The sequence below is a fragment of the Synechococcales cyanobacterium T60_A2020_003 genome, assembly GCA_015272205.1.
Lineage (GTDB): Bacteria > Cyanobacteriota > Cyanobacteriia > RECH01 > RECH01 > JACYMB01.
The window spans coordinates 1-16,607 of record JACYMB010000290.1 but is presented as its reverse complement, the minus strand read 5'-3'; the positions used below and the strand labels follow the sequence as shown (position 1 = coordinate 16,607).

The 16,607-nt window shown below is 52.9% G+C and carries 18 protein-coding genes; 10 read left to right on the top strand and 8 right to left on the bottom strand.

Annotation, left to right across the window (positions count from 1 at the left end; translation table 11 throughout):
• Positions 1 to 98 precede the first annotated feature (98 nt).
• The 7 genes from IGR76_14330 (at position 99) to IGR76_14300 (ending at position 5,061) form a co-directional block, all read left to right on the top strand.
• Entirely contained in the window at positions 99 to 1,541 is a 1,443-nt protein-coding gene (locus IGR76_14330; protein MBF2079656.1) for a cation:proton antiporter, read from the top strand.
• A complete protein-coding gene (locus tag IGR76_14325) occupies positions 1,538 to 1,927 on the top strand; it encodes a cation:proton antiporter (protein MBF2079655.1) in 390 nt (129 codons plus the stop codon). The genes IGR76_14330 and IGR76_14325 overlap by 4 nt, the downstream gene beginning before the upstream one ends.
• Complete coding sequence (locus IGR76_14320; GenBank protein ID MBF2079654.1) at positions 1,924 to 2,184, top strand: hypothetical protein; 261 nt, start codon at positions 1,924 to 1,926, stop codon at positions 2,182 to 2,184. Before IGR76_14325 ends, IGR76_14320 begins: the two co-directional genes overlap by 4 nt.
• A 3-nt stretch (positions 2,185 to 2,187) precedes the next feature.
• Complete coding sequence (locus IGR76_14315; GenBank protein MBF2079653.1) at positions 2,188 to 2,484, top strand: monovalent cation/H(+) antiporter subunit G; 297 nt, start codon at positions 2,188 to 2,190, stop codon at positions 2,482 to 2,484.
• Positions 2,477 to 3,085, top strand: a complete 609-nt coding sequence (locus tag IGR76_14310; protein MBF2079652.1) for a DUF4040 domain-containing protein — start codon at positions 2,477 to 2,479, stop codon at positions 3,083 to 3,085. The genes IGR76_14315 and IGR76_14310 overlap by 8 nt, the downstream gene beginning before the upstream one ends.
• Positions 3,082 to 3,741, top strand: coding sequence for a Na(+)/H(+) antiporter subunit B (locus IGR76_14305; protein ID MBF2079651.1), 660 nt, complete (start codon positions 3,082 to 3,084; stop codon positions 3,739 to 3,741). Before IGR76_14310 ends, IGR76_14305 begins: the two co-directional genes overlap by 4 nt.
• Before the next feature lie 105 nt (positions 3,742 to 3,846).
• Positions 3,847 to 5,061, top strand: a complete 1,215-nt coding sequence (locus tag IGR76_14300; GenBank protein MBF2079650.1) for a serine hydrolase — start codon at positions 3,847 to 3,849, stop codon at positions 5,059 to 5,061.
• A gap of 27 nt (positions 5,062 to 5,088) precedes the next feature.
• Here the strand turns inward: IGR76_14300 and IGR76_14295 are convergent, their stop codons facing one another.
• The 5 genes from IGR76_14295 to IGR76_14275 all read right to left on the bottom strand — a co-directional run bounded on the left by IGR76_14295 (position 5,089) and on the right by IGR76_14275 (position 10,446).
• Complete coding sequence (locus tag IGR76_14295) at positions 5,089 to 8,658, bottom strand: serine/threonine protein kinase (protein ID MBF2079649.1); 3,570 nt, start codon at positions 8,656 to 8,658, stop codon at positions 5,089 to 5,091.
• 163 nt (positions 8,659 to 8,821) lie between these two features.
• Positions 8,822 to 9,175 (bottom strand): DM13 domain-containing protein, encoded by a 354-nt coding sequence (locus tag IGR76_14290; protein MBF2079648.1) that lies wholly within the window; start codon positions 9,173 to 9,175, stop codon positions 8,822 to 8,824.
• A 75-nt stretch (positions 9,176 to 9,250) separates the two neighbouring features.
• Positions 9,251 to 9,541: a TMEM165/GDT1 family protein gene (locus IGR76_14285; protein ID MBF2079647.1), complete on the bottom strand. Its 291-nt coding sequence runs from the start codon at positions 9,539 to 9,541 to the stop codon at positions 9,251 to 9,253.
• A 70-nt stretch (positions 9,542 to 9,611) separates the two neighbouring features.
• On the bottom strand, positions 9,612 to 10,037 hold the full coding sequence (locus IGR76_14280; GenBank protein MBF2079646.1) for a TMEM165/GDT1 family protein: 426 nt from the start codon (positions 10,035 to 10,037) through the stop codon (positions 9,612 to 9,614).
• Between the two features lie 55 nt (positions 10,038 to 10,092).
• A complete protein-coding gene (locus IGR76_14275; GenBank protein ID MBF2079645.1) occupies positions 10,093 to 10,446 on the bottom strand; it encodes a YkgJ family cysteine cluster protein in 354 nt (117 codons plus the stop codon).
• A 237-nt stretch (positions 10,447 to 10,683) separates the two neighbouring features.
• On the opposite strand from IGR76_14275, the gene IGR76_14270 reads away from it, so the two are divergent.
• Both IGR76_14270 and IGR76_14265 read left to right on the top strand, forming a co-directional pair.
• Positions 10,684 to 10,815, top strand: a complete 132-nt coding sequence (locus IGR76_14270; protein MBF2079644.1) for a photosystem II reaction center protein Ycf12 — start codon at positions 10,684 to 10,686, stop codon at positions 10,813 to 10,815.
• Between the two features lie 467 nt (positions 10,816 to 11,282).
• The gene (locus tag IGR76_14265; protein MBF2079643.1) at positions 11,283 to 12,284 is read left to right on the top strand and encodes a ribose-phosphate pyrophosphokinase; all 1,002 of its coding nucleotides are present in this window, start codon (positions 11,283 to 11,285) and stop codon (positions 12,282 to 12,284) included.
• A gap of 202 nt (positions 12,285 to 12,486) precedes the next feature.
• On the opposite strand, the gene IGR76_14260 is transcribed toward IGR76_14265, so the two are convergent.
• Positions 12,487 to 13,053: a hypothetical protein gene (locus IGR76_14260; GenBank protein MBF2079642.1), complete on the bottom strand. Its 567-nt coding sequence runs from the start codon at positions 13,051 to 13,053 to the stop codon at positions 12,487 to 12,489.
• 1,022 nt (positions 13,054 to 14,075) lie between these two features.
• Positions 14,076 to 15,128, bottom strand: a complete 1,053-nt coding sequence (locus IGR76_14255) for a hypothetical protein (GenBank protein ID MBF2079641.1) — start codon at positions 15,126 to 15,128, stop codon at positions 14,076 to 14,078.
• A gap of 78 nt (positions 15,129 to 15,206) precedes the next feature.
• Between IGR76_14255 and IGR76_14250 the strand changes: the two genes are divergently transcribed.
• On the top strand, positions 15,207 to 15,374 hold the full coding sequence (locus IGR76_14250; protein ID MBF2079640.1) for a hypothetical protein: 168 nt from the start codon (positions 15,207 to 15,209) through the stop codon (positions 15,372 to 15,374).
• Here IGR76_14250 and IGR76_14245 read toward each other — a convergent pair.
• Positions 15,357 to 16,286 (bottom strand): homoserine kinase, encoded by a 930-nt coding sequence (locus IGR76_14245; protein MBF2079639.1) that lies wholly within the window; start codon positions 16,284 to 16,286, stop codon positions 15,357 to 15,359. The genes IGR76_14250 and IGR76_14245 overlap by 18 nt on opposite strands.
• Between the last annotated feature and the right edge of the window lie 321 nt (positions 16,287 to 16,607).

Sequence of the window (16,607 nt, the reverse complement as noted above, 5' to 3'; positions counted from 1 at the left end):
GGACTCTCGATCCAAGCCTTGATGCTGGTCGGCGTGATGAAGCTGGCACGCGACAATCCCACGCTGGAGGCCCGTGAGATTGAGAAGAGCCAGACGCCATGAATATGCTAACTACGCTAACGATACTCTGGATCGCCCTCCCCTTTTTCGTAGGGTTCACGATTTATCTGCTACCGAGGCTGGATCGAGGGCTGGCCTTAGGAGTCGCTTTGGCATCGCTCGCCTATGCACTGCTAATTTTCTGGCATCGCTCGCCCCTCACACTGCAACTCTTAGACAACTTTGGCGTATCCCTGCTTGCGGATAACCTCAGCGGATTCTTTATCCTGACCAATGCACTAGTGACGACTGCGGTCATTCTTTACTGCTGGCAGAGTGGCAAGACGGCCTTTTTCTACACGCAAGCTATTATTTTGCACGGCAGCGTGAATGCAGCCTTTGTTTGTGCCGACTTTATTAGCCTATACGTCGCACTAGAAGTGATCAGCATTGCCGCGTTTTTGTTGATTGCCTATCCTCGGAGCGATCGCTCGATTTGGGTGGCGTTGCGCTATCTCTTTGTCAGCAATACCACCATGTTGTTTTACCTAGTGGGAGCAGCCTTGGTCTATCAGGCCAATCATTCCTTTGCCTTCGAGGGACTGATGAATGCTCCCCCCGAAGCCGTTGCCCTGATTGGCTTAGGACTGATCACCAAAGGCGGAATTTTTGTATCGGGTCTTTGGCTACCGCTCACCCATTCCGAAGCTGAAACCCCCGTATCCGCCTTGATGTCGGGAGTCGTTGTTAAGGCGGGCATATTTCCGCTGGTGCGCTGTGCCCTGCTGTTGGAGGAGATTGATCCCATCGTGCGAATCTTTGGCGTGGGGACAGCGCTCCTAGGCGTGGGCTATGCCGTCTTCGAAAAAGATACCAAGCGAATGCTGGCCTTCCATACCATTTCGCAGCTTGGATTTGTGCTAGCGGCACCGGAAGTCGGCGGCTTTTATGCTCTCACCCACGGCTTGGTGAAATCCTCCCTGTTCCTGACGGCTGGCGCACTCCCAAGCCGTAACTTTAAGGAATTGCACGATGAACCCATGCAGACCTCAATTTGGGTGGCATTGGCGATCGCCAGTTTTTCCATCTCCGGATTCCCGCTGCTATCGGGGTTTGGCGCAAAAGTGCTGACTATGAAAAATTTGCTGCCCTGGCAGGTGATTGGCATGAACATTGCAGCATTGGGCACATCGATTTCCTTTGCCAAATTTATTTTTCTGCCCCATAGCGCCCAGGGAAAAGGTACGGTTAAACCTGGATTTTGGCCTGCGGTCGTTCTGTTGCTGATCGGGTTGGTCGCCGCCAACGGCGTCTACTACAATGCCTACACGCTAACCAATATTGTGAAACCGTTAGCGACGATTTTTTGGGGCTGGTTGGCGTATTTCCTGATCTTTCGGCACATTTCCGTTAAGTTGCCCCGTGTGCTGGAGGAATTTGAGCATCTGATCGGTGTGATGAGTGTGATGGTGATCCTAATTTTTTGGATGGTGATGGCATGATTGGCATTCTAGATCTCGTCCTGCGGCTCACAATCTGGTTTTTGCTGACGGCCGATCTAAGCCTGACCAATATCCTGATTGGAGTGGCGATCGCCCTACTGTTGCCTCGTAGCTATACGGCTCCTGGTGCCTTTCGCGACTGGCTCCGGACGTTGTGGGAAACGGTGGTTGCAATTCCGCAAGCCTATCAAGAAGCGGTCGAAATCATGGTGCGTCCTCATAACTACGAGGATGTGACGATGGAACGGGTGAAGCCACGTCGCACGCCGGGACTCATTTTCCTCGATATTTTCTTAATCACCTTTACGCCCAAAACCATCGTGTTGAAATATCACGATGAAGGCTGGTATGAAGTCCACCGTGTCCGTCGGAGGCGACCCCAATGAATCTGATCGTGATGGCTATGCTGGGAACACTTCTGATTCCCCTATATGAAGCGTGTCGGGACGATGACATTTGGCAAAAAATGCTAGCCTTTGCCAGTATCGCCACCAAAACCTCCATCTTGATTTTGGTGGTCTCGGTGCTGCGGGACGACTGGATGATTGGTGTGGTGGGCGTGATTATTCTCAGCGTAGGCAATGCCGCCCTGATGATGCTCGCTCACATTCTTAAACGACTGAATGAACTGGAGAGGGGATAGATGATTGTGAATGGCCTGAGCTATGCCTGTATTGGCATAGGATTAGTGTTCTGGATTTGGGGAACCGTTCCCCTCCTGGGCGATCGCTCCGTCTTATTCAAACTCCACAGTCTCTCGGTAGCCGATACCCTCGGCTCGATGGCGATTATCGTGGGATTGCTTCTCAAAATTCCCGGTGAGTGGCCTCTGTTGCTCTTGGCGCTGCTATCCCTCGCGATCTGGAATACGGTGCTGGGGTATGTCCTGGCCTATTGTTCGAGCAGTCCATCCAACCGTTCGGAGGTTCCCCGTTATGAATGAGAGTGAGATCTATCTCTATGTCATTGTTGCGTTGTTGCCGTTGTCGGCCAGCATGGTGATTTTTCAAACCAATCCCTATCATGCGTTGGTGATTCGCGGCATTTTAGGGGCGATCGCGGCACTGGTCTATGCCGTCTTGGGGGCAGCCGATGTGGCGTTGACGGAAGCGTTGGTCGGCACGATGCTGGCGATTACCCTCTATGCCGTGGCGGTGCGATCGTCCATGGTCATGCGGCTGGGGGTAATAGACTTACCGGATTCTGAGGCTTCCGCGAATCTTGATCCTGCTTTTCAGCCGCTAACGGCTGATCTCCGTACTTTTCTCAGCACGCACTATATGCGATTGGAACTAGTGACCTATCCCAGCACGCAAGCGTTACACCAAGCGTTAATGGATAAAGAGATCCATGCGATCTGTGAAGGGCGATCGCCCTCTCCTAGCGATGATTCCAATCTCTCTTTTCAAATCACCACACGGGTTCAGCGGCTCTATGATCTGATGCAGACCGAACTACCGAATCTCGTGCTAACCTATCGTCCATCGGTAACACCCTCCCCGATCCCGTCCCAAACTTCGGATTTTGAGGAGGCCCATGGATGAAGTGGATCTATTTAGTTGCAGGTGGCTTACTGTTCGTTAAGGTCTTGGTGATGCCCAATGCGGCAGCCCTCCCCGATCTTTCGATCGTAGAGCCGATTGTCCAAGATAGCGGTGTACCCAATGCGGTATCGGGAATTATTTTCAGAAATCGCCTCTACGACACGATTTTTGAAGTAGTGGTCTTTACAATCGCCATTATGGGGGTTCAGTTTCTGTTGTCCAACGAACGTCCCTTCTGCACCATCTATCAATTTACCGATCAGCCGTCGATTGTGCTGGCGCGGCTGGGCGCAACCATCTCCGCATTGGTCAGTATTGAACTGGCGCTGCGTGGTCATCTCAGTCCAGGGGGAGGTTTTGCGGCAGGCGTGGCCGGGGGAACGGCGATCGGTTTGATTGCGATTACATCGTCTTCCGAATGGATGGAGTCTATCTATCAACGATGGCGCGCATCGACCTGGGAAAAGGTGTCGGTGTTGGTGTTTATCGTCCTAGCGGTGATCACGCTAATCGGGATCGAGCTACCGCATGGAGAGCTAGGTGGATTGGTGAGTGGTGGCATGATTCCATTGCTCAATATCCTGGTTGCGATCAAGGTAGCATTGGGGTCTTGGGCGGCGATCCTTCTCTTTATTCGCTATCGGGGATTGTTGTAATCCCAATCGAAGAATCGATCCCAGATATGCGTACGTTCTAAGGGCAAACTTTCAGGTAAGCTTGGATCGCAGAACTAGGCGCGATCGCCTCCCATTGCTAGACCTATGCTTGCTGTTCTTTTATCCTGTTTGTGTTTTTTGAATCCTGGAGTTAATCCGCTGCTGGCGATCGCTCCCCCGGCGTCCATTGCCCAATCATCCATGATTTCCCCCCAACAAGCCCTCGAACGTCTGTTCACCGAATCTTACGTAGAACAAAGCTGGTTTGCCGAGTCGTTTTTGAACCAGGTTCCCCTAGAGCAGATTCGCCCCACCCTTGACGAACTGACGCGATCCCTCGGTGCCTTTCAGTCCGTGGAACCATCGGGAACAGAATTTATGGTGCAGTTTGAGCAGGGTCGGGTTCCGGTACGCATTGCCCTGGATGCCGAGGGACGCATTGCCGGACTGGTGTTCAAAGCCCCGATTCTGGCCTTGTCGCTGGATGACACGATCGCCCAGTTTCAAGCCTTACCCGGTGATGTGAGTGTGCTGGTGCTGAATGATGGCGAGGAACTCACGTCGCTCAATCCGGATCAGCGTCTTGCCGTCGGGTCAGCGTTTAAGCTCGTGGTCTTAGACGCGTTGAGAGATCAGATTGAAACGGGCGATCGCCAGTGGGATGATGTGGTCACGCTTCAACCCCACTGGCGCAGTCTGCCCAGCGGCATCATGCAGGACTGGCCTGTGGGCACCTCCCTCACCTTGGAAACCTTGGCCACGTTGATGGTTTCCCTCAGCGATAATACAGCGACGGATGCGCTGATTGATCTCGTAGGTCGTGAGGACTTAGAGGCGCGATCGCCCCAAAATACGCCCTTCTTGACCACCCGCTCTTTATTTGCCCTCAAAAATCCAGACAATGCGAGTCTTCTAGACCAGTATCGATCGGGTAATGAGGCTGAACGACGAGCCGTACTGGAACAAACCACAACGGCTCCCCTGCCTCCCGTAGATCTATTTTCCGGCGATCCGATCGCGCTAGATGTGGAATGGTTCTTTTCTGCACGGGAACTATGTCAGCACATGGATCACGTCGCGGATCTGCCGTTGATGGGGATCAATCCCGGTGTGGCGACTCCTGCGGACTGGGCGGATGTCGCGTTTAAGGGGGGGGCGGAACCGGGCGTGCTGAATCTGACCACCCACCTCAAAGCCTACGATGGATCGACCTACTGCGTCGTCGCCACCTGGAACAATCCTAAGGCTGCCGTCAATGAAGCCCAGTTACTTGGACTGTACAGCAGTTTGATTGACGCGATTCAGCTTGGCATTGAGTAATCTGAGCCATCGATCCCACCGAACAAATTAGCGATCGCCACACACGGGGCGATAGGGTGTTTGACCCAAGAAGCGTCGCCAGTCGTCACGGCTTAGGGTGTGGGTGAGGCGATCGCACGTCTGTTCCACTAGATTTTGCCCTTGCCAAGTCCAAAGAGAGAGAGCGGTATCTCCTATTGCCGCGATCATCTGTCCTGCAGGAGCCAGCACAATATCCTGCACGGCTAAATCGGGATTGAGACGCGCTACCTCTTCTGCTTGCGGAATCGACCAAACCTGCACTCCCTCCGTCGGACTCACGGTGGCCATGAATCGGCTATCGGGCGTAAAACCTGTTGTCGCCAGGGTGGCCGGATCGGAGTACCAAAACACCGAACGACCCGCCGGAATACTCCACACCTGAACAACATTGCCCGCTGACCCAGCGGGAGCTTGGTCTGAGGTGCTCGTGGTCACCAAATATTTGCCATCGGGACTGAACGACAGATCCAGAACATCGTCAACGTGGGATAACTGAACCACTTCCGGTGTGCCCGGTTTTTCGAGGTTCCAGAGCCGTACGGTATTGTCCAGACTTGCCGTTGCTAAATAATATCCATCGGGACTAAAGGCCACCGCACTCACAAAGCTATCGTGGGCAAAGCGCGCCACTTCCCGGGGGCTGGTTCCCTGCCATTCCCACAGTCGGGCGGTATTGTCTAGCGCTGCCGTTGCCACATAGCGTCCATCGGGACTGAAGGTCACATCCTCGACAAAGCTATCGTGCTGTAATCGCGCCACTTCTAGACCGCTGTTGGTTTCCCAAACCCGCGCCGTATTGTCAGAACTTGCGGTTGCGAGATAGCGCCCATTGGGATGAAAAGCGATCGCGTTAATGGGTTCGGGGTGGGCGATCGCCAGCGTTGGTGTACCTGTATTTGTGTTCCAGATCTGCACGGTACGATCGGCCAGGGTCGCCAGAATTTGATCTACGGGGCTGAAGGTCATCGCTTTCAGTGGCTGCGGCGTTGTGAACTGGGTTAAAAACTCACCTGTGCTGGTCTTCCAAAGGCGCAGAATTTTGTCAGTGCCGCTGGTAGCCACATGACTCCCATCCGCATTGAACGCCACCTGACGAATCGTGGTTGGATGCTCAAGGGTAGTGAGGACAGGATTGCCCACCAGTTCCCAAACCTGGGCGGTATTGTCCAAACTACTGGTGACGAGCGATCGCCCATCGGGACTAAACGCGACACTCAGCACGCCGTTGTCATGGGTCATTTGGGCAATCGGCTCACCAGAGGGCACATCCCACACGGACGCCGTATGGTCAAAGCTTGCACTCGCTAACCGCTGTCCGTCCGCACTAAAGGCAATATCCGTAATTCCAGCGCTGTGGGTTGCTTGAAACACGATCTCGCCAGTTTTCCCATCTCGGAGAAACACCGTATGGGTTTGGTGCAGGGGCAGAGGGCTTCCGGTCGCCGTGGCGAGGTACGCCCCCGTTGGACTAAAGGCCACCGCAACCACACTGCGATCATGCACAAAATAGTTTACTAGGGTTCCCTTTTGACTGTCCCATAATCGAGCAACCCGATCCTGGCTCCCAGTCAGTAGACGGCTGCCATCGGGACTAAAGGCGATCGCATTCACGCTGCTGGGATGGGTAAAGGTACGGGGTGGGGCAGCCAGATTATTCGAGGCGTATATGTTCACCGTTCCATCGGTTCCCGCGATCGCCAACGCTGCGCCATTGGCACTAAAGGTCAGATCCGTCACAAAGCCCGGTTGGGGCATGCGCCGAAGTCCGCGCCCGGTTTCCGTTTGCCAAACAATGACCGAGTTCCCGCTAGCCGCCACAAGCAGCGCCCCATTCGGGCTAAATTCCAGGGTCTGGACGGACGCAGATGCAGGCAAGGTGCGCACGGCTTTGGCATCACCCACTTGGATCACCTTCACCGTTTGATCGGTGCTGCCCGTCGCCAGTAGCGATCCATCTGGACTAAAGGCGATCGCTTGCACCGCCCCATCATGGGTTAATTCTGCGATCTGCTCTTGCGTGCGGACATTCCAAAGCTGAACGGTATGGTCAGCCCCTGCCGTTGCCACGTAGGTTCCGTCCGGGCTAAAAATTGCAGCGTTGCCATCGTCCGTATGGGTAATTTGCAATACCGCTTTCGGTAACAGAGACAATCCATTCTGCAACACTTGGTCGGCGGGCAATGTGGAAAGCTGGAGCTTATCAAGCTGTTTCCAGGTCTCCACCCCTAAAAGGAGAGAGGTTTCCACCTGCATATCGTTTCGCCCTTGGAGGGCGATCGCTTGGGCGGCTAAATCTTGAGCCATTAGCGTTTGGCGTCGCAGACTCAAACTCTGCCGCCAAAAGAGACCAATGACGTTAGTGAGGATCAGTCCCGCTAACAGAATACTGAGCAAAATATATCGACCCGTGCGGCGTCTATAAAGCTTTTGAAACGCTTCCCAGTACCGCTTCAGACCACGCGATCGCTTCGCATAGGTGCGATCGCGCCAATGGGCTAGGGTCGAGGCTTGCAGGTAGGTGCCCTGGGGATCATCGTCAATTTGGGTGATCCAATCGTCGTCGAGGGGAATCGTTGTGCCCGAAGAGAACACCTCATCCACCAGTTCACCAGAGGACAGAAACAGAGGCCGAGGAAAAAGCTCCTCACGCACCATCTGGAGTTCCATCAGCAGTTTGCGCGCATTGGCAGGGCGATCGCGCACCGAATCGGACGCCAGTCGACTCACAAATTCCACAAGGAAAGGGGCGATATGGGGCGCGTGATCGCTCCAGATTAGATTTTGGGTTTGGGAATCCTCTGGAAATTCGTTGGGATGGCGATTGGTGAGGAGGTGGATAAAGGTTCGCCCTAGGGCAAAAAAGTCCGACTGAAGCACCGCCCGCCCCCGGATCTGCTCGGGTGCCGTGTAGCCATCCGAATAAACCACCGTCGAATCCTGTCCCCGCACTACGGTTTCGGTCACTTCGCGGGCAGTGCCAAAGTCGATGAGCGCTAGCTGCCCCCATGCCCCTGCCGGACGCAGCATAATATTCGAGGGTTTGATATCCCGATGAAATAAATTATTGCGATGAATCTGTTCTAGAATTTCAGCCAATTGCTGGAGCCACACCAGCGCTAACGTCTGGCTAATCGGCCCATTTTCATTGAGCCATTGCTGGAGGTCTTCCCCCTCAATGCGCTCCATCACTAAGCAATATAGCGGATGCGGGCGATCGCGCACCGTCACCGTAAAACACCCAATCTCATCGACTTTGGGAATACCGGGACTGTCTAAGCGCTGCAGGACATCCGCCTCCCGCTTGAACAACTCGATCAGCTTCTTATGCTGGCGAGTCAACACCTTCAAAACTTTAGGGGTGTGATCTTTCTCGTCGTCTACAGCAAAGATTTCAGTAACATAGCCGGAGTGTAATTGGCGCAACGGTTCTAGTAAGCGATACCGTCCCGCTATCAGAAGCGGCGTTCCACAGGACTGACAGACCTCCTGGGATCGTGAATTGAGGCGCTGCTGACAGTGCGGATTAATACAATAACTCCATTGGGATACTGGGGTTTGTTCAGCACCATTCACCATTCATGCATCCCTACACTGCGGGTCTGACCATATTCATCCTAGGGGATGAATGCGTTTCTGGCACAGGATTTGAAGGAGTGTCACAGGCCGTAGCATCAAAGACGTCATAACCTTGCATTACAGCACGTGTCTCCCCTCCTTCAGACCCGCCGGAGGTACATGCCTACCGCAACGATGCCGCACCAAAGGTGGCATTAAACTGGCGACACCAAATCGCCACCGATCCATATTGACTCAGATCGACCTCAGCCGGAATAGCATAGCGTTGCGCCCCACTAACGGCCTGCAAGGGTTCCAACAGAACATAGTCCCCCTCTGCAAAGGAATGGGAGGGCGCGGATGTTGTCCCAATCACATCCGGCGATACATGTAGAACGACAAAGAGATCGGGGCCGGGATCGGTTTGAAAATCATCGGAAAACTCAATGTACCGAGTATCACCGTCCACGGTCAGAGTAGCGGTTCCCGTAGTGGGATGCTCAGCGGACATAAATTCGCCCATCACCTGCTCGCCCATGTTCTTGGATGCTGCGCTACTGGGGGTAAGGCTAATCCCTAGAGCCTAAAGTTTGGAGAACGCACAACCTAGGCATTAATCTTCATCTGAGGCGATTTCAGGAACCCAAAGCATCCGCACGGCCATCGTTGCAAAGGTGATGGCGGCGATCGCCTTTACAAGCCGCATCGGCAAGAGATGGGACAGGCCACCCCCTAGCATGACGCCCAGAAAGCTAGTGACCAATAGAGCTGCTGCCGTTCCCAGAAACACAGCCCGCACAGAGCGGGTTTGCCCCCCAAGGGCGATCGCCGCAAGCTGACTTTTATCACCCAACTCTGATAGAAAGACCGTGATAAAGCTGAGTCCCAGTAAATTCCAATCGATTCCCATCTATTTTGCCTATCCTCGTGTGCATCCTAAAAGAGGGTCTCCTCTGTCTCGCAAAACTCTGAATCTACATGTGAACTACATCCCACAGCAGCAGCGCCGAGATAAATAGGAGCAACCCACCCACAGCAGTTTCTAAGACTCGCGGCGAAACGCGAGTAGCCAACCATCGTCCTAGCATGACCCCCACCAAGCTCGTTGCCACCAAGGCTGAACCTGCACCTAAAAACACAATCCACGGCGACTGGGATTCAGCACTGATCAAAAGGGTGGTGAGCTGGGTTTTATCACCCAGTTCAGCCACCAGAATTGTGAGAAACGTTGAAACGAAAATCTTGAACTCTTGGCCGATGGTCAACGATGGTTTGGCGGAATGATGGTCTGGGGCGCTAACAGAGTCATGGCACGCTCCTTCGGTGCGGACGGACGAACGCTCATCAATTGCAGCAGTCATAACGTTCTCGAATGAAGTTAAGTAGGGGCGATCGCCCATTTTTCATATTTGTTTCATTATCGCGAGTACGCCGCCAAACCGCAAGCTTCCAAACCTAGCCAATGCCAATTTCTTGATCGAACCGAATCATTTCCAGACTGCGATCGCCATATACGGCCTCAATTTGCTGCCGACAGCACTCAATCGCAAAATCGTTCAACTCCTCCGCCTCTACCCCAAACAGGTCGTAGAACACCTCGGCTTCAACCCGGCAAAAGCGCGGGCGATCGGCATAAATTTTGCATTCTCGCGTCTCGTGATCGAAGTTGACGCACCATCCGTCTGCACCAACCAGGCTGAGGTACAACTCAAGCTCCGCTGGCGTGAGGTAATCCTCTAGATCAGGGCGCTCAGTCGGATCCAGATGACAACACGCCCCACAATTTTTAACACAATGCCATGTAGCCATAGACTATAGTCCGGTCATAATCAATTTTCAAGAGAAACTAGTTCAAATGCACCAAACAAAACCTCTATTAATATTGAGTTAGTTTGATTTTTGTAAATTTACTTAAAAAGCCTTCCCCTTGCGGCTAGTATTTAATGTTGAGCACCCTCGCTGTGGGGCGAAACTGCTTGTCATTCGATCTTGACCAAAAGATCATACGGTTCTGTAGGTTCATCACGTAGTTTTCTGGGAGGAATAATGGACGCACTTGCAAGTCTTGGTAGTGGTATCAACTGGGAAGCCATCATCCAGCTAACTCTGGTTGCTCTGATCATGCTCTCCGGACCAATTGTCATTTTTGTTTTGGCATTCCGTGGTGGCGACCTGTAATTCAGATTAACGGCTTGGGCTATTTTCTGGTGTTCCAGTCCATGTGTCTAATCTTCAACCGCTACTAGAAGGTTAGATAAACGCCTAGAAAATAGTCCACATTTTTCAAGATTTTTGCTATGTTAAGTCTTGTAAATAAATTTTGATACTTGGCGTATGGTTGAGCTTCGACCACATGAATTGAAATCTTACGTCCAGGTTTGTCACAAAGCTTTTAACATTGCTTGTTTTTAGGATGCGTCTTTTAAACTCTGGTATTAGATAGAGGGAGTTGATTACCGCCACTACCGATCAAGATGCGGCCAAGGCTTTTGTTCATTGAGCGTACTGCCATTTTTGATCGCACGTTTATTGGGTTTGATTCGCTTAGGGCGTGGTTGAACTTTTGTAATGCTGAAGTAGTGTTTTCTGGGAAATCATTCACCGATTGAAGATGCTAGTATTGCGATGACTTGAGCTTCGAGGGCATGGTCGTGATCCACTCTGCAACGCTAACTCTCCAGCCATCTATCAGCCATTCCATGCCAGACAATAGCCGCCTTCGGTTATTCTCTGGATCCGCAAATGCCCAACTCTCGAAAGAGGTGGCACGCTACCTAGGTATGGACTTAGGTCCAATGGTACGCAAGCGATTTGCAGATGGTGAGCTGTATATCCAGATCCAAGAATCGATTCGCGGATGTGACGTTTATCTCATGCAGCCAACGTGCCATCCTGTCAATGACCACTTGATGGAACTTTTGATTATGGTGGATGCCTGTCGTCGGGCTTCTGCCCGTCAAATTACGGCGGTCATTCCTTATTACGGATACGCACGAGCCGATCGAAAGACAGCAGGTCGCGAATCCATTACCGCTAAGTTGGTTGCAAACCTGATTACCCAGGCTGGCGCAAATCGAGTCCTGGCCATGGATCTACACTCGGCTCAGATTCAAGGCTACTTCGATATTCCCTTTGACCATGTCTACGGTTCGCCCGTCATCCATGACTATTTGGCAACTAAGAATTTATCGGACGTTGTGGTCGTTTCGCCGGATGTGGGCGGAGTAGCGCGAGCCCGGTCTTTTGCGAAAAAGCTGAACGATGCACCGTTGGCGATCATTGACAAGCGACGTCAGGCTCATAATGTGGCTGAAGTCATGAACGTCATCGGTGAGGTTGCTGGCAAGACCGCCATCATGGTCGATGACATGATTGATACGGCTGGAACCATTACTGAAGGGGCAAGGCTGCTGCGTCGTGAAGGGGCGAAAGCGGTGTATGCGTGTGCGACCCATGCTGTTTTCTCGCCGCCTGCGGTTGAGCGCTTGTCGTCCGGGCTGTTTGAGGAAGTTGTAGTCACCAATACGATTCCCGTCGCGCCTGAAAATCACTTTAAGCAGCTAACAGTGCTATCGGTTGCCAACTTAATTGGGGAAGCCGTGTGGCGCATCCATGAGGATAGTTCCGTAAGTAGCATGTTTCGCTGATACCATAGGATAGCTAAGATACTTGTCTTAGAAGGTATGCAAGAGTAGAGCGGTCTTGAGAAAAGATTGCTCTGCTTTTTTTGACAAGCTTTAGCCTGAATGTTGGACGATGATGATCACCTTCCTGAATGAATGCTTGAGGGGAGAGCATGAACCCTTAGAGCCACGCAAGGATTCACATCCACCGCAAATGCACTAGACCTCAAACTACGCTAAGCCCATCAAACTCTGCGATCGCCGTCAGGCTAACACCCCGAAGAACAGCTAATGGGGTTCCATCCGGGGATTGAATTCTGGTGCCGCTGCGAACGGGGTTGAGTGTTAAGTCTGATAGGGTCAAACCACGGTCAGTGATGAGGTGGTCTTCATCCCTCGTGAAATCTAGGATTTTGTCCTTACCCATGTCGGAGTAAATCACAAAGGTATCAGAGCCTTGCCCGCCCCGGAGGTTGTCGTTGCCTGCACCGCCGTCTAACCAGTCCTCGTCTTGTCCACCCAGCAACGTGTCGTTGCCTGCGTTACCCAAGAGTTCATCATCACCACCCCCTCCTTTGAGATGATCGTCCCCGCCATATCCCACGAGACGATCGCCCGTTGTGGTACCTTTGCGGGCAATATCATCCGTAATCCCTTCTGTAATCGCCGTTTCGAAGACCTCTGCGTACAGACTGTGGGTACGAGTCGTGGGATGAACCTGATCCCAAAACACAAATTCGTCGGGGTTGGCGTTGGGATCGTCCGGTTCTAAGTCTTTAGTGAGGTACGCGATTTCTGTACTTGTAAAGCCGTAGGCTTTCGGATTCACCGCGATCGCCTCTCCGAGCGGAAACACATCAGCCAGGATCAGATCTGTTTTGCGTAGCGTTGCTTGCCACGTGGCGATCGCCGCTGTTAAACCGCTGTTAAACCGATTAACCAAATCAATCATGACCTCTACGGGCGTGTCGGACTGCTGGGCAAAAGGCGTCTGTCCTAGGTTTGGCGAGGTGGCCAGGGTAATGTAGCGCGCGCCCGCGTCTGCTAAGTCTCTAACTCCGGCTTCTAGATTTTGGAGAACGGTTTTGACAGTTTTGGCTGGCTGATCCGTGCCGTTGAAGAGATCGTTGGCTCCAATCCAAATCACATAGATGCCGTTGGGATTTGCCCCCGTTTTTGCTACATCGTCTTTAAACGCATCAATCTGGTCGAGAAACCCATCAAAGGTAATCAGAGCCTTGTCATTGACGTTACTTCGGTCAGAATTGGCTCCAGCGATCGCATAGTTATGGGATTGCTTAAAGGGGAGTCCTAGAGACTCCGCAAGGTATTCAACAGCGACGGCTCCGTTGGAGAGGCGTCCCGTGGGGTAGGCTTTGGCGGGCGGTGCAAATCCAAGGGTTGCGCGGCGGAGGCGTCCCGTATCCGAAAGACTGTCACCAAAGATGATAATTGGCGGAATTGTGGTGTATTGAGGTTTTACAGCCATTTTTAAGTAAAGAATGCGTTGAGTTAAAACTGCTTGGAAAGGGGGCATTCATAGAACAGCACTCCATCGCCATCCCGTCTGACAGCGATCGCGTTAGGCGTAAATGTTGACGAATTTAATTGCTAAAAGTTTCGTGGCCTGGTGAGGATTCGCCACAGGCAACCTGGTCGGGTAGAAAAGCGACTGCTCTTTGTTAATTGCTGATCCCAATTTTGAGGGTTGAGTTCTCAGTTATGAGTTAGAAATACGTTGCCACGTCAGGGATTTCAGCCTTTCAGCTATGGCTGAAACTAGCGATCGCCCCTCAGTCCGTCGCGTTTAGACCATCAGAACACTTGCCCCACAAAGAGCGATCGCACTTCACCGTTGCGCCGAATCACAGCCTCTCGATCTTCAATGGAAACGAGCGTCCAACCGCTTGCCCCAATCGTTTCACCCACTTGAAATCGCTGGGTCGTGCCATTGATATTCACCAGCGCGGCGGAGCGATCGCCCAGATCGAGGACACCAACTAGAGTATAGGCTGCAGCGGGGGCTGCAGCGGTTGGTACGCTGGGTGCGGGGACAGCGCTAGCCGGGGGCGCACCTGCTGAGAGAGACGGTGCTGATTGAGAACCTGGCACAATCGGTGGCGTTTGGTATACAGGGATGTACACCCGCTCTAGCACCGTTGGGGAATTAGTTGGACTGCCAGGAATAGATAGGGTCGGCATCTGGGACTGAGGGGGAACGCCAGCCACCTGGACTTGATCAGCACGCCGATCGATGGCCTCTAACGATTCCTGCATATAGTCTAAAAAGGCTTTTTGACGGTTTTGTTCCGCAAGTTGAGCGGCGCTAATCGCTGGCACAGGAGGATTTTGCGCCTGTCGCCAAGCCCGTTCTAGCATGAACCCTAGGACAATCGTGGCAATCACCGAAATTCCGGCAGCCAGGAGCAAGAGCCGATCGAACAGACTCAGAGGTTGCTGAGGCTCGTCCTGGTCTATAAATTCAGGGGAAACGCCAGGGAACGGTAGCGTATCGGGTTCATTTGCTGTACTGATATGGGTGTCAGGGGCGATCGCCAAACTGGACACCTCATCCATCTCAGCTTGCAGCGGCATGGTAAGCGTGGCCGTAGCTTCAGCTTCTGTTTGTACTGCTAATGCTGAACCAGGAGTGTCCAAAGGTTCAGCAAGCTCGGCAGGCACGACCCCTTCTAGGATGCGATCAACGTCCTCAAATAGCTCATCCATCAGACGATCGGCATACTGATCGGCAGAGAAAGTGCCAGACCGGAGTGCTGATGTGGAAACAGGCGAACGGGATGTCCGTGGCTGAAGGGATGGGGGGGGCGAGGGCGAGGCTGCCGAGTTCATGCGAGTGTCCTGAGCCATGAGTCTAGGAGAACGTCTACAGGGTCAACAATACATATAGCGTTGCTTGACTAAAAATGTAGCAAGATATCCACCAAAATGGGGACTTTTCAACGAATCAATACAAAGATTGATCCATTTGGAGATGCCTACGCCGCTAGTGTACCTGCCTTCTCCCAAAGCATCACCAAGTTTTACATTCTTTACATTCCCGCCGATCCCGACCTCCTACCCGACGGTCTACCCAGTTTAGACAGACGCTTGTAATTGGGCGATCGCCCCTTGGGTATCAAGCTGGAGGGCTTCCACCTGCGCCAAAATGCCTTGCTCGGCCCACGCCCGCTCCATCCGTGCCTGCACGGCGGGCGATCGCTCTTCTGAGGTCAACGCTAACAGTGTAGGCCCTGCCCCGCTAATCACTAGGCCATAGGCTCCAACGCTCATCGCGGCGGCCTGTACCGCTTCGTAACCTGTAATCAGGGGTTTGCGGTAGGGCTGATGGATGCGGTCTTGTAGGGCAGCACTGAGCCAATCGGATTGTCCAGTTTCCAAGGCGCGGATAAGAAGGCCAAGGTGAGCCGTGTTGAAAATTGCATCGGCACGGCTGTAGTCTTTGGGCAACACGCGTCGTGCCTCCGCCGTGGATAGCTCAAAGTTGGGAATTGCGATCACAGGCACAATGTCAGCATGCCAGGGAATAGGCACCGTCAGCCAGTTGTCCTGCGCATCAAGCGCCGAAAGTTGGCACCCCCCCACCAACGCCGGAACTACGTTATCGGGATGGCCTTCGATGGCGATCGCCAATTTCATAATGTCATCTGCACTCAGAGGCGATCCGGCCAGTAGATTGGCTCCTAGCAAGCCTCCCACAATGGCAGTCGCAGAACTGCCCAGTCCTCGTGCCAAGGGAACTCCTAGCTGAATGGCAATTTCCACCGAAGGTGGGGTTTGATTTAAGTGGTCGTAGACACGACAAAACGCTTGATAGGCCAGATTACTTTTATCGCGCTGCACCCGATCCGCTTCGGTACCCGTGACCTGAAACTGCACCGTGGGTTCCTCTCCATCCAGCGGCGTGAACTGAAAGCGGTTATACAGGCTCAGCGCTGCACCAATGCAGTCAAAGCCGGGGCCTAGGTTGGCAGTCGTTGCCGGAACAGTCACAGTCGCAACAGGCATGGATCAATCTTCTCCCTATCAAAGCAAAGGCTAGGATAGCCCAATCACGGTCGGTTTTGACAGAATTTAGGCAGATCGCGAAACGGCCTACGCCTACTCCTGCCTCCGATCTGATTCCCGCAGGCTACGTCCTAGCTCCTGACAGTGCAGAACCGAGGCAAGGAGCGTACTGGATTAGCCCCGCATCCGCAGAATTCCAAGGTGATTCCCACGAAGCAGAACTTTGCGGGAGAAGTCGCCCTGCCAGAACGGTATGCTAAACCAGGGTACCTGGTCACCGCAATAAGAATTGTTAATGAGAATGGCTGAAGCAGCTACATT

Bases quoted from the DNA above. Each gene is read 5' to 3' on its own strand.
- IGR76_14330 (MBF2079656.1), top strand. From the start codon at position 99: ATGAATATGCTAACTACGCTAACGATACTCTGGATCGCCCTCCCCTTT.
- IGR76_14325 (MBF2079655.1), top strand. From the start codon at position 1,538: ATGATTGGCATTCTAGATCTCGTCCTGCGGCTCACAATCTGGTTTTTG.
- IGR76_14320 (MBF2079654.1), top strand. From the start codon at position 1,924: ATGAATCTGATCGTGATGGCTATGCTGGGAACACTTCTGATTCCCCTA.
- IGR76_14310 (MBF2079652.1), top strand. From the start codon at position 2,477: ATGAATGAGAGTGAGATCTATCTCTATGTCATTGTTGCGTTGTTGCCG.
- IGR76_14305 (MBF2079651.1), top strand. From the start codon at position 3,082: ATGAAGTGGATCTATTTAGTTGCAGGTGGCTTACTGTTCGTTAAGGTC.
- IGR76_14300 (MBF2079650.1), top strand. From the start codon at position 3,847: ATGCTTGCTGTTCTTTTATCCTGTTTGTGTTTTTTGAATCCTGGAGTT.
- IGR76_14295 (MBF2079649.1), bottom strand. From the start codon at position 8,658: ATGGTGAATGGTGCTGAACAAACCCCAGTATCCCAATGGAGTTATTGT.
- IGR76_14290 (MBF2079648.1), bottom strand. From the start codon at position 9,175: ATGGGCGAGCAGGTGATGGGCGAATTTATGTCCGCTGAGCATCCCACT.
- IGR76_14280 (MBF2079646.1), bottom strand. From the start codon at position 10,037: ATGGGCGATCGCCCCTACTTAACTTCATTCGAGAACGTTATGACTGCT.
- IGR76_14275 (MBF2079645.1), bottom strand. From the start codon at position 10,446: ATGGCTACATGGCATTGTGTTAAAAATTGTGGGGCGTGTTGTCATCTG.
- IGR76_14270 (MBF2079644.1), top strand. From the start codon at position 10,684: ATGGACGCACTTGCAAGTCTTGGTAGTGGTATCAACTGGGAAGCCATC.
- IGR76_14265 (MBF2079643.1), top strand. From the start codon at position 11,283: ATGGTCGTGATCCACTCTGCAACGCTAACTCTCCAGCCATCTATCAGC.
- IGR76_14255 (MBF2079641.1), bottom strand. From the start codon at position 15,128: ATGGCTCAGGACACTCGCATGAACTCGGCAGCCTCGCCCTCGCCCCCC.
- IGR76_14250 (MBF2079640.1), top strand. From the start codon at position 15,207: ATGGGGACTTTTCAACGAATCAATACAAAGATTGATCCATTTGGAGAT.
- IGR76_14245 (MBF2079639.1), bottom strand. From the start codon at position 16,286: ATGCCTGTTGCGACTGTGACTGTTCCGGCAACGACTGCCAACCTAGGC.